The sequence below is a fragment of the Pseudomonas sp. Eqa60 genome, assembly GCF_018326405.1.
Classification (GTDB): domain Bacteria; phylum Pseudomonadota; class Gammaproteobacteria; order Pseudomonadales; family Pseudomonadaceae; genus Aquipseudomonas; species Aquipseudomonas protegens.
Genome location: NZ_AP024342.1, coordinates 5349198 through 5364122, shown reverse-complemented (window position 1 = coordinate 5364122; position 14925 = coordinate 5349198). Strand labels below are relative to the sequence as shown.

The following is a 14925-nucleotide window of genomic DNA, read 5'->3' as shown; positions in this document are numbered from 1 at the left end:
GGCTCAATCCGCGAATGCCGCCGGCCGACAAAATACCGCTGCGGGCAGGGGCACGCCTTGGCGCGCCACCTGCCCGCAACTACGCGGGTCAGGCCGGTTGTGCGGCGCCGGAGTAAGCCTGTTCCAGCAGCACGGTGAAGCGGTTGAAGGCATCCAGGGCACCTTTTTCCGCCGCGGCTTCTTCTTCGGCGGTGAACTCCAGGCCGTCGAGGATGCGGGTGAAGGTTTTCCAGCCTTCGGCGCGGCCACCGGCTGGTTCGCCCAGGTGACGGGCACCGAAGGTTTCGCTCAGGCCCAGGCCCACGGCGCGCTTGATCAGGAACGCGGCACCCAGCTTGGAACCCTCGGAGACGAAGATCCAGCCCAGGGCTTCGGCCTGGCTCGGGTTGCTGACGGCACCGGCCACTGGTGCAGGAACCTCGGTTTCCAGGTCGGCCAGGTCAGCCTTGGCAGCTTCGGCGCGGCAGCGCTCGGCCAGGTCCGGGACGATCTTGTTCAGTTCGGCATCGTTGTACAGGTCCACCAGTTCCGACTGGAACAGGTACTGGGCCACCACGAAACGGGCGAATGCACCTTGGGTTTCGAAGGGCGCATGGGCCTTGACCAGGGCGTCGAGCTTGGAATGCGGCTCGTGGGTGATCTGGTTCAGGCGTTGGGAGCGCAGGTGGTGACGCTGGGAGGAATCCTGGGAGGTCATGCAGATGTCCTTGAGAATGAGAGGCACTTAGTGACTAGACGAACAAGAAGACGCGACACAGTAAAAAATCCTCACTGCCCTGGATGAAAAAGGGCAGTGAGGTGTCCAGGCGTCAGATATCCCACACCAGGTTGACCGAGAAGTTGCGGCCTGGCTGGGTCAGGCGGTCGAGGTTGGCGGGTGCGGTCTGGCCGGCTTCGCCGACGCTGTCGTAGCCGCGCACGTCGTCCCAGTTCCAGTATTTCTTGTCGGTCAGGTTGTACAGGCCGGCGTTCACGGTCAGGTCGTCAGTGACCTTGTAGAAGCCGCTGAGGTCGAGGATGCCGTAGCCCGGTGTCTTGAACTGGCCGCTGGTGGTGCGGCCATCCGGGGCCTTGAAGGTACTGTTGTCGACCCGGTCCTTGCGTTTGACCAGGGTCCAGCTCAGCAGCGCGCCATAGTTGTCCTGGTCGTAGCCGAGACCAAACACGCCCTTGAGCGGGTTGACGCTGTTGATCGGTTCGCCGTTGTCATTGTTGCGACCGTAGGCGTAGGCCAGCGAGCCGATGCTGTACAGGCCCTGTGGTGCACCGAAGGCATCGAGGTTGAGACGGCCCCTGGCTTCGGCGCCCTTGATGGTGGCGTGTTTGATGTTGTTGCTCTGGATCACCGATTGCAGCGCGCCGGCGGTGATGGCGTCTTCGTTGATGAAGTCGCGGTACTGGTTGTAGAACACCGAGACATCGAAGGAGCCGGCGTCGAAATTACCTCGCAGTCCGGTTTCGTAACCTTTGCTGGTTTCCGGCTTGAGGTTGGAGTTGGGCTCGACGATGTACCCGGTGGTGATGTTTTCAAAGCGGCCGTAGAGCGCCTTGGCCGACGGCGTGCGGAAGCCCTCGGAGTACTGGCCATAGGCCGTGTAGTGCTCGTCGAAGCTGTAGGTCAGGCCGAACTTGGGCGAAACCCGATGCCAGGTCTTCTTGTCGTCGCTGACCGGAAAGTTGCCGGTGGGGTTGGCGACATTGAGGAACTCCTGGGTCAGCTTGGGCTTGAGTTGGGTGTAGTCATAGCGCAGGCCCGGAGTGAAGGTCCAGGCGTTCCAGCTGATCTGGTCCTGGACGAACAGGCTGTAGGTGTTGATGGTCGGGTCCGGGAAGTCGCTGGACTTCTTCACGCTGTCACCGGCAGAAGGGCTCGGCGCGCCAATCGCGGTACAGCCGGCACCGACGGCCAGGCAACTGGCGGTGCCATAGCGCGAGCCCGTGACCTTCTGCTGCTTGAGAGTGGTGCCGTAGGTCAACTGGTGATCGGTTTCACCCAGGGCGAAGGCCTTGTCCAGCTGAGCGTCGAACACCCATTGTTTTTCCTGGTACAGGGTTTTCCGCTCACGCTGCACGTCACGCGCCACCGGGCTGAAGATCGACACCGGGTTGTAGCGCTCGGAGGTGGTCTGGTCGGTCTTGGCGATCTGGTAGTTCAGGCTCCACTTGATCTGGTCGGCGATCGGCGAGTTCAGGGCAAAGCTGTTTTCCAGGCCGAAGCGTTCGCGGGTGATGGTGTCGTTGCCGACGCGCGAGCGATACCAGTTCTGGCCAACGCCATTGAGGAACAGGCCGCCCACCGCACTTTTCTGATTGGTGTCGCGGTCGTCCTTGTACTTTTCGTAGGTCAGGCCCAGGCGTGCGTCGTCCGCATAGTTCCAGCCGAGCTTGGCCAGTACGTTGGTGGTCCGGGCGTCTTCCGGGTTGGCGGCAGTGCGGTTCAGGCCGGTGCCGTTGTTGCTGCCATAGGACTCGGTCTCGTGGCCGTCACGCTGGCTCAGGTGCAACAAACCGTCGAATTCGCCGACCCGCCCGGCGAAGGTGCCGGATTTCAGCCAGCTTTCGTCCGCCGAGCTGTAGCCGGTCTTCAGGCGCGCGCCAAAATCCTCGCCGGGCTTGATGATGTCGTCGGCGTCCAGAGTGTAATAACTGACGGCGCCACCGATGGCGCTGCTGCCGTAGAGCACCGAGGCCGGGCCACGCAGGATTTCCACGCGCTTGACGATTTCCGGGTCGACGTAGTTACGGTTGGTCTTGGCATAAGGGCCGCTAAAGAAGTGATCCGGCACTTCCACGCCGTCCACCTGGGTGAGGATCCGGTCGCTGTCGATACCACGGATGTTGTAGCCGCTGATACCGGCACGCTGGCCTGCACCGCCGACTGAAACACCAGGCTCATAACGCACCAGTTCCTTGATCGTGTTGACGTTCTGGCGGTCGAGTTCTTCCCGGGTGTGCACGCTCACGGTGCTGGGTACCGAGTTGATGTCCTGCTCCTGACGGGTGGCGCTGATGGTCACCTGCTGCAGGTTCACCACATTGGCTGCGCTGCGCTTTTCCAGAACGATGTTGTTGTTGCCCAGCTTGCGGTAGCTCAGGTTGGTGCCGCTGAGCAGCCGATCCAGGGCCTTTTCCGGTGGCAGCGAACCGCGCACGCCCGGGGAGGACACCCCGCTGCCCAGCTCCGCCGGCAGGCCCACTTGCCAGCCGGTGACCGCAGTAAAGGCGTTGAGCGCCGATACCAGCGGCTGCTGGGCGATAGCGAAGTTGTAGTTGCCCATGCGCTGGCTGGAGGATGCCGGGGCATCGGCGGCCATCACGGGGGCAGCGTGGGCGCCGGCCAGCAGGATGGCTGCGGTCAGCAGCGACAGGGTGCAGTTTTGCAGGCGGGCACAGGGAACAGGGGATCGGCTGTTGAGGCGAGGGGACATCGAGAGCGCTCCGGGTCGCACGAAACTTTTATAGGTGCAGATACGCATTCAAAATGCGAATCAGTTGCATTGGCTATAACGAGACGTACGACCCGTAGAGATCGCGTAAAAATAATTGTTCTCAGTTGAGAATCACTAGTGCCGGGAACTCGGAAAGCCGTGCCGAAGTGATGTGGGCCAGGGAACGCACCACGTCCAGAGGCTGATCCAGGCGGTAGTTGCCGGTTACCGCGACCTTTGCCAGGTGTTCGTTGTTGTTGACGATCCAGCCCGGGTAATAGCGCCGCAGTTCGGCCAGGACCTGGCTCAGGGGGCAGTTCTCGAACACCAGGCGGCCCTGGACCCAGGCCAGTTCCTTGTCGGCGTCGAGCCTGGCCGGCTGGTCGAAGCCCTGGGGCCCGACCCGCACGCTTTCCCCGGCGCGCAGGCGCAGGCGCTGGTCGGCGTGGGTGGCGCGCAGGTCGATGTCACCGCGCTGCACCTGGACTTGGGCCACGCCGTCCAGGTAGCGCACGGCAAAGGTGGTGTCGCGCACGCTGGCCTTGACCGGGCCGGCGTCCAGTTCCAGGGGCAGGCCGCGATTGCCGGGGATCTCGAAGAAGGCTTCGCCCTGGTACAGCCGGGCCACGCGCTGGTGATCGTTGATGTCGCTGGAAAAGGCCGAGTTGGTGTTGAGCAGCACCTTGGAACCGTCTTCGAGCTGCAGGCGCTGGCGCTCGCCGACCTGGGTCAGGTGGTCGGCCTGCAGGCGCAGCGGCAGGTTGCTGAAGCTGAATAATCCGAGCAGCAGCACCGCGGCGGTGGCCAGGGGTTTCCAGTGGGGGCGCAGGCGCGCCAGGCGCGAGACTTTCGGTGGCGCTGCCAGGGTCAGGGCGCATTGCGCCACTTGCGGGCCATTCCAGATCGCCTGGGCCTTTTCGAAGGCCTGGGCGTTGAGCGGTGAAGCCGCCAGCCACTGATGAAACTGGCGCACTTGTTCCTCGTTCGGATGTTCCAGCTCGATCAGCCAATCCAGTGCCTGATCCATGGCCAGGGTGCTTGAGTGCGGGCCGGCAGGGGTGGGCGGCTCGGCGCTGTGAAAATCCGTCACGGGTGTTCCTCGGCTGCGTCTGTGCGCGGCTGTTTTTTCAAGAGAGAGCGAAAGCCGGCCAAGGTTAACAAAGGCTCGGGGCTGCCGCAGTCATTCTGCTCAGCGGTTGAGACTCACTGGCCGTCGAGACGTTCGGCGACGCCGATGCAGATGGCCATGATCAGTTTCAATTCCTTTTGCACCGTGCTCAGTGAAACCCCGAGCTCGTCGGCGATCTCCTGGTAACTGTGGCCGTGCAGGCGGCTGAGGATGAAGATCTGCTGCTGGCGCGGGCTGAGCTGGCCGAGGCTGAGGTTCAGGCGTTCCAGCATCTGCTCGGCGTGGGCCGCGTCTTCGGCACTGCTGACGGGCGCGGCGACATTCTCCACCACCTCCGGCGGTACGTCTTCGAGCAGGGTGCGGCCCTGGATGCGCCGGGCCCGCAGGTGATCCAGGGCGAGGTTGCGCGCGGTCTGGAAGACAAAGGGTTCAAGGTGCGTGATCGGCCGCTCGCTCAGGGCCCGGGTCACGCGCAGGTAGGTTTCCTGCAGCAGGTCTTCGGCGGTGCTGTGGTTGTTGACCATCCGCTCCAGCGTTCGCAGCAGAGAAATGCGTTGGGTGAGGAAGACGTGGTTGAAGTGCGATTGACTCACAGCAAGGCCTGATCCATTTTTTCAGCAGATGATAATGATTGTCATCTACGTCAATGGTCAAGCCTTGCGTGAATTATCCTCGGCCGGCCAGGTAGGCCTGATAGTCGGGAATCCGGTGCTCATGGGCCTGGTTCATCAGCGGGCTGCTGAGCAGGTAGTCGGCGCTGCACTCGTTGCAGGCCACCGGAATGTTCCATACCGCCGCTACCCTCAACAGGGCCTTGATGTCCGGATCATGGGGCTGGGGTTCAAAGGGGTCCCAGAAGAACACCAGCAGGTCGACCCGTTGCTCGGCAATCTGCGCCCCCAGTTGCTGATCGCCGCCCAGGGGGCCGCTGATCATGCTTTCCACCGGCAGCCCCAGGTGCTTGCTCAGCAACAGGCCGGTGGTACCGGTGGCAACCAGCTCGTGCTCGGCCAGGCGCGCCTTCTGCCGCCCGGCCCACTCCAGCAGGAACGCCTTGCAGTGGTCATGAGCGACCAGGGCGATGCGCTTGCGCGCGGCCATGGTCTTGTGGGTGAAACTGATACCGATCATCGACGAATATCCGTTTTATTCCGCGTTGCACAGGGCCAGGCAGTTATCCAGCATGCGGTTGGAGAAACCCCACTCGTTGTCGTACCAGGCCAGCACCTTGAGCAACCGGCCACCGCTGACCTTGGTGTGGTTGGCGTCGAAGATCGACGACAGCGGATTGTGGTTGAAGTCGCTGGAGACCAGCGGCAGGGTGTTGTAGCCGAGGATCGTCGAGTGCTGGCTGGCGCTCTTGAGCAACGCATTGACCTCTTCGGCGGTGGTGTCGCGCTTGAGGGTCACCGTCAGGTCCACCAGGGACACGTTGATCACCGGTACTCGCACGGCCATGCCGGTCAGCTTGCCAGCCAGCTCCGGCAGCACCAGGCCCACCGCTTCGGCAGCGCCGGTCTTGCTCGGGATCATGTTCTGGGTGGCCGAACGGGCGCGATAGGGGTCGCTGTGGTAGACGTCGGTGAGGTTCTGGTCGTTGGTGTAGGCGTGGATGGTGGTCATCAGGCCGTTGTCGATGCCCAGCTCGCGGTGCAGTACCTGGGCCACTGGCGCCAGGCAGTTGGTGGTGCACGAGGCGTTGGAGATGATCTGGTGCGACTGGCGCAGGATGTCGTGGTTGACCCCGTAGACCACGGTGGCGTCGGCGCCCTTGGCCGGGGCCGAGATGATGACCTTGCGGGCACCGGCGGTCAGATGGGCGGCAGCCTTGGCGCGGTCGGTGAACAGGCCGGTGCATTCGAACACCACGTCGATCTTCTCCGCGGCCCAGGGCAGTTCGGCCGGGTTGCGGATGGCGCTGACGGCAATCCGATCGCCATTCACGGTGAGGCTTTCCTGATCGTGTTCGACTTGGGCGTCGAAAGTACCGTGCACGGTGTCGTATTTCAGCAGGTGGGCATTGATAGCGCTGTCTCCGAGATCGTTGATAGCGACGATCTGCAGATCCTGGCGATAGCCTTGGGTATAAAGTGCGCGCAGGACGTTACGGCCGATACGGCCAAAACCATTGATTGCGATTCGAAGAGTCATGTGCAAACGCCTGTCGTTGAATTTGTTGTTGGAATTACAAGATTATTCGCATAGAAATAGAAAACAAGCCTTTTTAGTGGCAATATTTTGTCTTATCTACAACGAGTGACCTGAATCAACTGGTCCAAATGGTCAGAAACATCCTCCGCTGTCCCTGCGCGGTGGCGCGTCTGATCAGCATAGACAAACAGGTCGCCACATCCGTTAGCCTGGAGTTCTACACATGCATCCCCGCGTTCTTGAGGTCACCGAACGGCTTATCGCCCGTAGTCGCGCCACTCGCCAGGCCTATCTCGCGCTGATCCGCGATGCCGCCAGCGATGGCCCGCAGCGGGGCAAGCTGCAATGTGCGAACTTCGCCCACGGCGTGGCCGGTTGTGGCACCGACGACAAGCACAACCTGCGGATGATGAATGCGGCCAACGTGGCAATTGTTTCGTCATATAACGACATGTTGTCGGCGCACCAGCCTTACGAGGTGTTCCCCGAGCAGATCAAGCGCGCCCTGCGCGAGATCGGCTCGGTGGGCCAGTTCGCCGGCGGCACCCCGGCCATGTGCGATGGCGTGACCCAGGGCGAGGCCGGCATGGAACTGAGCCTGCCGAGCCGTGAAGTGATCGCCCTGTCTACGGCGGTGGCCCTCTCTCACAACATGTTCGATGCCGCGCTGATGCTGGGGATCTGCGACAAGATTGTCCCGGGGTTGATGATGGGCGCCCTGCGCTTCGGTCACCTGCCGACCATCTTCGTTCCGGGCGGGCCCATGGTCTCGGGCATTTCCAACAAGCAGAAAGCCGACGTGCGCCAGCGTTACGCCGAAGGCAAGGCCAGCCGCGAGGAACTGCTGGAGTCGGAAATGAAGTCCTACCACAGCCCCGGCACCTGCACCTTCTACGGCACCGCCAACACCAACCAGTTGCTGATGGAAGTGATGGGCCTGCATCTGCCGGGCGCCTCTTTCGTCAACCCCAATACGCCGCTGCGCGATGCCCTGACCCATGAGGCGGCGCAGCAGGTCACGCGCCTGACCAAGCAGAGCGGGGCCTTCATGCCGATTGGCGAGATCGTCGACGAGCGCGTGCTGGTCAACTCCATCGTTGCCCTGCACGCCACGGGCGGCTCCACCAACCACACCCTGCACATGCCGGCCATCGCCCAGGCGGCGGGCATCCAGCTGACCTGGCAGGACATGGCCGACCTCTCCGAGGTGGTGCCGACCCTGTCCCACGTCTATCCAAACGGCAAGGCCGATATCAACCACTTCCAGGCGGCGGGCGGCATGTCTTTCCTGATCCGCGAGCTGCTGGAAGCCGGCCTGCTCCACGAAGACGTCAATACCGTGGCCGGCCGCGGCCTGAGCCGCTATACCCAGGAACCCTTCCTGGACAACGGCAAGCTGGTGTGGCGCGACGGCCCGATCGAAAGCCTGGACGAAAACATCCTGCGCCCGGTGGCCCGGGCGTTCTCTGCGGAGGGCGGCTTGCGGGTCATGGAAGGCAACCTCGGTCGCGGCGTGATGAAGGTTTCCGCGGTGGCCCCGGAGCACCAGATCGTCGAGGCCCCGGCCGTGGTGTTCCAGGACCAGCAGGACCTGGCCGATGCCTTCAAGGCCGGCCTGCTGGAGAAGGACTTCGTCGCGGTGATGCGCTTCCAGGGCCCGCGCTCCAACGGCATGCCCGAGCTGCACAAGATGACCCCCTTCCTCGGGGTGCTGCAGGACCGCGGCTTCAAGGTGGCGCTGGTCACCGACGGGCGCATGTCCGGCGCTTCGGGCAAGATTCCGGCAGCGATCCATGTCAGCCCCGAAGCCCAGGTGGGTGGCGCGCTGGCCCGGGTGCTGGACGGCGATATCATCCGCGTGGATGGCGTCAAGGGCACCCTGGAGCTTAAGGTAGACGCCGCAGAATTCGCCGCCCGGGAGCCGGCCAAGGGCCTGCTGGGCAACAACGTTGGCACCGGCCGCGAACTCTTCGCCTTCATGCGCATGGCCTTCAGCTCGGCAGAGCAGGGCGCCAGCGCCTTTACCTCTGCCCTGGAGACGCTCAAGTGAAACTGGCCCTGGTCGGTGATATTGGTGGCACCAACGCGCGCTTCGCGTTGTGGAAAGACCAACAACTGGAGGCAATCGAAGTCCACGCCACTGCGGACTACAGCTGCCCGGAAGACGCCATCAAGGCCTACCTGCGGGACCAGGGGCTGGCCCTGGGTGCCATAGGTTCGGTGTGCCTGTCGGTGGCCGGCCCGGTCAGCGGCGATGAGTTTCGCTTCACCAACAACCACTGGCGCCTGAGCCGCCAGGCTTTCTGCCAGGCGTTGCAGGTGGACCAACTGCTGTTGGTCAACGACTTCTCGGCCATGGCCCTGGGCATGACCCGCCTGCAGCCGGATGAATTTCGCGTGGTCTGCGAAGGCGTTGCCGAACCCTTGCGCCCGGCCGTGGTAATCGGCCCGGGCACGGGCCTCGGGGTGGGCACCCTGCTGAACTTCGGCGACGGTCGTTACATGGCCTTGCCGGGAGAGGGCGGGCATGTCGACCTGCCCTTGAGCAGTGCGCGGGAAACCCAGCTCTGGCAGCACATTCACGACGAGATCGGCCATGTCAGCGCCGAGACTGCCTTGAGCGGTGGCGGCCTGCCCCGGGTGTACCGGGCGATCTGCGCGGTGGACGGCCATGAGCCGCGGCTCGAGACTCCGGAGGCCATCACCGCGGCCGGCCTGGCCGGCGACCCGATCGCCCGGGAAGTGCTGGAGCAGTTCAGCTGCTGGCTGGGCCGGGTGGCGGGCAACAACGTGCTGACCACCGGGGGGCGTGGCGGGGTGTACATCGTCGGTGGGGTGATTCCGCGCTTTGCCGATTTCTTCATCCACAGCGGCTTTGCCAAGAGCTTTGCCGACAAGGGTTGCATGAGCGATTACTTCAAGGGCATCCCGGTGTGGCTGGTGACCGCGCCCTATTCCGGGCTCACCGGTGCAGGCGTGGCCCTGGAGCAGGCCCAGGGCTGACGCCGCCCTGGCAGGCGACCCGGCATCAGGCATAATCGCGCACCCTGCCTAACAATAAGGACGGCCCCGGTGAGTTCAGTCAGTAAGTCGATTTTGTTGGTTGACGACGATCAGGAAATTCGCGAGCTGCTGGAAACCTATCTCAGCCGCTGCGGCTTCCAGGTGCGCAGCACCGCCGACGGGGCCGGCTTTCGCCTGGCCCTCAACGAGGCGCCCAGCGACCTGGTGATCCTCGATGTGATGCTGCCGGACGAAGACGGCTTCAGCCTGTGCCGCTGGATCCGCCAGCATCCCAAGCGCAGCCAGGTGCCGATCATCATGCTGACCGCCAGCTCCGACGAGGCCGACCGGGTCATCGGCCTGGAGCTGGGCGCCGACGACTACCTGGGCAAGCCTTTCAGCCCCCGGGAGCTGCAGGCGCGGATCAAGGCCCTGCTGCGGCGCGTGCAGTTCACCCAGGAGCGGGTTGTCGGCGAGGTGCTGTGCTTCGACGAATGGCGCCTGGATGTGATCAGCCACCGGCTGTTCCACAACGATGGCGAGGAGGTGATTCTCTCCGGCGCCGACTTCGCTCTGCTCAAGCTGTTTCTCGACCATCCCCAGGAAATCCTCGATCGCGACACCATCGGCAATGCCACCCGCGGGCGTGACCTGATGCCCCTGGATCGCATCGTCGACATGGCGGTGAGCCGCCTGCGCCAGCGTCTGCGTGACACCGAAAAGCCGCCGCGGCTGATTCGCACCGTGCGCGGCAGTGGCTATCAATTGGCAGCCAATGTGGTTGCCGGCAATGGCCACTGAGGCATTGCGCAAAGTGCTGCGGCGCCTGCCGGTGCCCCGTTCCCTGCTGGGGCGGATGCTGCTTTTGACCCTGCTGGCGGTGCTGTTCGCCCAGGCGCTGTCCAGCGTGATCTGGGTTTCCCAGCTGCGCGCCACCCAGCTCGAAGGGCTGGTGACCAGCGCCCGCAGCCTGGCCCACTCGATGACCGCCAGCGTCAGTTACCTGCGTTCGTTGCCGGTGGCGTACCGGCCCCTGGTGCTGGACCAGTTGCGCAGTATGGGCGGTACGCGGTTTGTCGTGACCCTGAACGACAAGCCCCTGGGCATGCAGGTGCTGCCCGCCACCCCGCGCAAAGAAGCGGTGTTGCAAGCCGTGGAGCAGGTGTTGCGCCAGTCCCTGGGCAATGACGCGGATATCTCCGTGACCTTCGTCAGCCCCGATGACCTGCGGATCTTCAATGGCGGCCTCAAGCTCGACGAATTGCCGCGCTCCTGGGCCCATTACGCCCTGACCCTGGAACCGGTAAACCCGCCGGTGCTGGTGACCCAGATCCAGATGGCGCCGGGAGAGTGGCTGTACATCGCCTCGCTGTTGCCCGAGCCCTATACCAGCCTGGAAGAACAAGGCCTGCCGGCACAGCAGGTGTGGTTCATCCTGCTCACCAGCGGTTTTCTGCTGTTGTTCATCGGCCTGTTGGTGCATTGGCAGAGCCGGCCCCTCAAGCGCCTGGCCCGGGCGGCGCGGGACATGTCCCTGGGGGCCGACGTCGAGCCGGTAGCGGAGGGCGGCGGCAGTGAAGTGGTGGAGGTGGGCCGGGCCTTCAACAGCATGCGCGAGCGCATCAGCCGCTACCTGACCGAGCGCAGCCAGCTGTTCAGCGCCATCTCCCATGACCTGCGCACCCCCATCACCCGCTTGCGCCTGCGGGTGGAATTGCTGGAGGACGAGCAACTGCAGGCCAAGTTCGGGCGCGACCTGGATGAACTGGAGTTGCTGGTCAAGGGCGCGCTGCAGTGCGTCAAGGACACCGACATCCACGAGAACATCGAGCCGGTGGACCTCAATCAGGTACTCGACTGCCTGGTAGAGCCTTATCTGGCACCCAACGGCAATGGCCGCGTGACCCAACAGGGCCGGGCCCTGGCCAGCTACCCGGGCAAGCCCCTGGCGCTCAAGCGCTGCATGGGCAACCTGATCGACAATGCCCTGAAGTACGGACAGAACGCTCACCTGCACATCGAAGACGACGACAGCGGCTTTGTCCTGCATGTCGACGACGAAGGCCCCGGCGTACCGGAGCAGCGCCTGGAGCAAGTCTTCGAGCCGCACTTCCGTCTTGCTGGCCAGCAGCAGGGCTACGGCCTGGGCCTGGGGATTGCCCGCAACATCGCCCACAGCCATGGCGGCGAAGTCAGCCTGCAGAACCTGCGCGAAGGCGGCCTGCGCGTAACCCTTTACCTGCCCCGGACCTTCGACTGACCTGCCGGCCGTTGTAAGCGCTGGCTTGTGGAGGAACTGGCTTGCCAGCGAAGGCGTCCTCAAGGGCACCACAGGGCTCAAGGGCCTCTTCGCCGGCAAGCCGGCTCCTATGGGGGAGTGCAATGTCACGGCTTGGTGACATTGCGCTGGTCCTTTGTTACCTGCGGTCGCAGGCGGCTTGATTAGACTCAAGCCTTCGATAAAAACAACAACAGGTCACCCATGGACGCTCTCTCCCTGCCATTCAGCAGTTGGCTGAATGCCCCTGCACATCAGGCCTGGCTCGCCGCCGAAGGCCTGCGCCTGCTGGATTTTGCCAAGGCCTCACGGCTTCCTGCGGGCTTTGGCAACCTCGATGAACAGGGCCGCCTGCCCAGCGGCGCCCAGGCCGAAACCATGAACACCGCGCGCATGACCCACAGCTTCGCCATGGCCCATATCCAGGGCCTGCCGGGTTATGCCGCTCTGGTGGACCACGGCATCGCCGCCCTCGGCGGGCCCTTGCGTGATGCCGAGCACGGCGGCTGGTTCGCCGTGGCCGGGCAGGCCGACGGCAACAGCACCAAGGCCGCCTACCTGCATGCCTTTGTCGCTCTGGCGGCCAGCTCCGCGGTGGTGGCCCAACGTCCCGGCGCCGAGCGTTTGCTGGAGGAGGCCATCGCCATCATCGACCGGCATTTCTGGAGCGAGGAGGAGGGCGCGCTGCGCGAGTCTTTCAACTGCGACTGGAGTCAGCCGGAAGCCTATCGCGGTGCCAACAGCAACATGCACGCCACCGAGGCGTTCCTGGCCCTGGCCGATGTCACCCAGGACTCACGCTGGCTGACCCGCGCCCTGCGGATCGTCGAGCGGGTGATCCACACTCAGGCGGCGGCCAACGACTTCATGGTGATCGAGCATTTCGACCTCGCCTGGCAACCACTTCGTGACTACAACCAGGCCTTTCCCGCCGACGGTTTCCGGCCCTTTGGCACCACCCCGGGACACGGCTTCGAATGGGCGCGGCTGTTGCTGCACCTGGAGGCTTCGCGGGTGAAGGCCGGCATGCTGACCCCCGGCTGGCTGGTGCAGGACGCGCAGAAGCTGTTCGAAAGCAACTGCCGCCATGGCTGGAGCGTCGATGGCGCCCCGGGCATGGTCTACACCCTGGACTGGGACCACCAGCCAGTGGTGCGCGAGCGCCTGCACTGGACCCACGCCGAGGCCAGCGCCGCCGCCAGCGCCTTGCTCAAACGCACCGGCCAGGCCCAGTACGAGGCCTGGTACCGCTGTTTCTGGGAATTCTGCGAGGCCCATTTCATCGACCGCAGGCACGGTAGCTGGCACCACGAACTGGGCCCGGACAACCAGCCGTCAGCCCGGATCTGGGGCGGCAAGCCGGACCTCTATCACGCCTGGCAGGCGGTGCTGATCCCGCGCCTGCCGTTGGCCCCGAGCATGGCTTCTGCATTGGCCCAGGTGTCTGTTCCGGGCCTTGTGTAACCATGTGGTGACATTTCCCCATCGCTTCGTTACTCGAATGATCGACTAGGCTGTTTAGACTCGTTTGCAGCGCAAGCACCAGACTTGCATGCATAACAACAAGAAAGGTACTTCAAATGAATGCGATTTCTCGCCTCGCCACTGTCATTTCCCTTGCCTCTCTGTTTCCCCTGAGTGCCCTCGCCGCCGACTCCAAAGGTTCCGTGGAAGTCGTCCACTGGTGGACTTCGGGTGGTGAAAAAGCTGCCGTCGATGTGCTCAAGGCCCAAGTGGAAAAAGACGGTTTCACCTGGAAGGACGGCGCCGTGGCCGGCGGTGGCGGTTCCACTGCCATGACCGTGCTCAAAAGCCGCGCCGTGGCCGGCAACCCGCCGGGTGTGGCGCAGATCAAGGGCCCGGACATCCAGGAATGGGGCAGCACCGGCCTGCTCAGCACCGATACCCTCAAGGACGTGGCCAAGGCCGAGAACTGGGACGGCCTGCTGTCGCCCAAGGTGGCCAATACCGTCAAGTACGAAGGTGACTACGTGGCGGTGCCGGTGAACATCCACCGGGTCAACTGGCTGTGGATCAACCCTGCCGTGTTCAAGAAAGCCGGGATCGACAAGGCCCCGACCACCCTCGAAGAATTCTATGCCGCCGGCGACAAGCTCAAGGCCGCCGGCTTCATCGCCCTGGCCCACGGCGGCCAGCCGTGGCAGGACAGCACCGTGTTCGAAGACGTGGTGCTCTCGGTCATGGGCCCGGAGGGCTACAAGAAAGCCCTGGTGGACCTGGACCAGAAAACCCTCTCCGGCCCGGAAATGGCCAAGGCCTTCACCGAGCTGAAGAAAATCACCGGCTACATGGACCCCAACCGTGCCGGGCGTGACTGGAACATTGCCGCAGCCGACGTGATCGGCGGCAAGGCCGGCATGCAGATGATGGGCGACTGGGCCAAGAGCGAGTGGACCGCGGCCAAGAAGGTCGCCGGCAAGGACTACCAGTGCGTACCGTTCCCGGGTACCGACAAGGCCTTCACCTACAACATCGACTCCCTGGCGGTGTTCAAGCTCAAGGCCGACCGCAAGGGCGATATCGCTGCCCAGCAGGACCTGGCCAAGGTCGCCCTGGGCAAGGACTTCCAGAAAGTCTTCAGCATCAACAAGGGTTCGATCCCGGTGCGTACCGACATGCTCAACGACATGAGCGCCGAGGGCTTCGACTCCTGCGCCCAGGCGTCGGCCAAGGACTTCCTGGCAGACGAGAAGACCGGCGGCCTGCAGCCGAGCATGGCGCACAACATGGCCACTTCCCTGGCGGTGCAGGGCGCGATCTTCGACGTGGTGACCAACTTCATGAACGACAAGGATGCGGACCCGGCCAAGGCCAGTGCGCAGCTGGCTTCGGCGGTCAAGGCCGCGCAGTAATCCTTGAACCCCGCCGCCGGTACGCCGGCGGCTCACCCGTGACTGTCGCCGCCCTGCCTGTGC

12 protein-coding genes are annotated in these 14925 nt (G+C 63.9%); 6 read left to right on the top strand and 6 right to left on the bottom strand.

Translation table 11 applies throughout. The features are described 5' to 3' along the window. Positions 1–88: 88 nt before the first annotated feature. The 6 genes from KI242_RS24135 to gap form a co-directional block, all read right to left on the bottom strand. Entirely contained in the window at positions 89–697 is a 609-nt protein-coding gene (locus KI242_RS24135; RefSeq protein ID WP_011062882.1) for a biliverdin-producing heme oxygenase, read from the bottom strand. 112 nt (positions 698–809) lie between these two features. Beyond that, positions 810–3428 (bottom strand): TonB-dependent receptor, encoded by a 2619-nt coding sequence (locus KI242_RS24130; RefSeq protein ID WP_053153416.1) that lies wholly within the window; start codon positions 3426–3428, stop codon positions 810–812. Positions 3429–3549: 121 nt separating this feature from the next. Then, positions 3550–4518, bottom strand: a complete 969-nt coding sequence (locus KI242_RS24125) for a FecR domain-containing protein (protein WP_011062880.1) — start codon at positions 4516–4518, stop codon at positions 3550–3552. A 113-nt stretch (positions 4519–4631) separates the two neighbouring features. Continuing rightward, the gene (locus KI242_RS24120) at positions 4632–5150 is read right to left on the bottom strand and encodes an RNA polymerase sigma factor (protein WP_011062879.1); all 519 of its coding nucleotides are present in this window, start codon (positions 5148–5150) and stop codon (positions 4632–4634) included. A 73-nt stretch (positions 5151–5223) separates the two neighbouring features. Then, complete coding sequence (locus KI242_RS24115) at positions 5224–5688, bottom strand: methylglyoxal synthase (RefSeq protein ID WP_011062878.1); 465 nt, start codon at positions 5686–5688, stop codon at positions 5224–5226. Between the two features lie 15 nt (positions 5689–5703). After that, complete coding sequence (gene gap / locus KI242_RS24110; RefSeq protein ID WP_011062877.1) at positions 5704–6708, bottom strand: type I glyceraldehyde-3-phosphate dehydrogenase; 1005 nt, start codon at positions 6706–6708, stop codon at positions 5704–5706. 223 nt (positions 6709–6931) lie between these two features. Here gap and edd point away from each other — a divergent pair, with 223 nt between their 5' ends. The 6 genes from edd to KI242_RS24080 all read left to right on the top strand — a co-directional run bounded on the left by edd (position 6932) and on the right by KI242_RS24080 (position 14862). Further along, positions 6932–8758 carry a phosphogluconate dehydratase gene (gene edd / locus KI242_RS24105; RefSeq protein WP_011062876.1) on the top strand — a complete coding sequence of 609 codons (1827 nt, stop codon included), beginning with the start codon at positions 6932–6934 and terminating at the stop codon, positions 8756–8758. Continuing rightward, entirely contained in the window at positions 8755–9711 is a 957-nt protein-coding gene (locus tag KI242_RS24100; RefSeq protein ID WP_011062875.1) for a glucokinase, read from the top strand. Before edd ends, KI242_RS24100 begins: the two co-directional genes overlap by 4 nt. Positions 9712–9780: 69 nt before the next feature. Then, a complete protein-coding gene (locus tag KI242_RS24095; RefSeq protein ID WP_015636744.1) occupies positions 9781–10512 on the top strand; it encodes a response regulator transcription factor in 732 nt (243 codons plus the stop codon). Beyond that, on the top strand, positions 10502–11971 hold the full coding sequence (locus tag KI242_RS24090) for an ATP-binding protein (RefSeq protein ID WP_019094564.1): 1470 nt from the start codon (positions 10502–10504) through the stop codon (positions 11969–11971). The genes KI242_RS24095 and KI242_RS24090 overlap by 11 nt, the downstream gene beginning before the upstream one ends. 222 nt (positions 11972–12193) lie before the next feature. After that, positions 12194–13453: an AGE family epimerase/isomerase gene (locus tag KI242_RS24085; RefSeq protein ID WP_053159864.1), complete on the top strand. Its 1260-nt coding sequence runs from the start codon at positions 12194–12196 to the stop codon at positions 13451–13453. Between the two features lie 116 nt (positions 13454–13569). Then, positions 13570–14862, top strand: coding sequence for an ABC transporter substrate-binding protein (locus KI242_RS24080; RefSeq protein WP_011062871.1), 1293 nt, complete (start codon positions 13570–13572; stop codon positions 14860–14862). Positions 14863–14925: the final 63 nt, after the last annotated feature.

What these genes read in the sequence shown, in the direction of transcription:
- KI242_RS24115 (WP_011062878.1), bottom strand. Translation starts at nt 5,688, where the DNA reads ATGATCGGTATCAGTTTCACCCACAAGACCATGGCCGCGCGCAAGCGC.
- KI242_RS24130 (WP_053153416.1), bottom strand. Translation starts at nt 3,428, where the DNA reads ATGTCCCCTCGCCTCAACAGCCGATCCCCTGTTCCCTGTGCCCGCCTG.
- KI242_RS24135 (WP_011062882.1), bottom strand. Translation starts at nt 697, where the DNA reads ATGACCTCCCAGGATTCCTCCCAGCGTCACCACCTGCGCTCCCAACGC.
- gap (WP_011062877.1), bottom strand. Translation starts at nt 6,708, where the DNA reads ATGACTCTTCGAATCGCAATCAATGGTTTTGGCCGTATCGGCCGTAAC.
- KI242_RS24085 (WP_053159864.1), top strand. Translation starts at nt 12,194, where the DNA reads ATGGACGCTCTCTCCCTGCCATTCAGCAGTTGGCTGAATGCCCCTGCA.
- KI242_RS24090 (WP_019094564.1), top strand. Translation starts at nt 10,502, where the DNA reads ATGGCCACTGAGGCATTGCGCAAAGTGCTGCGGCGCCTGCCGGTGCCC.
- KI242_RS24080 (WP_011062871.1), top strand. Translation starts at nt 13,570, where the DNA reads ATGAATGCGATTTCTCGCCTCGCCACTGTCATTTCCCTTGCCTCTCTG.
- edd (WP_011062876.1), top strand. Translation starts at nt 6,932, where the DNA reads ATGCATCCCCGCGTTCTTGAGGTCACCGAACGGCTTATCGCCCGTAGT.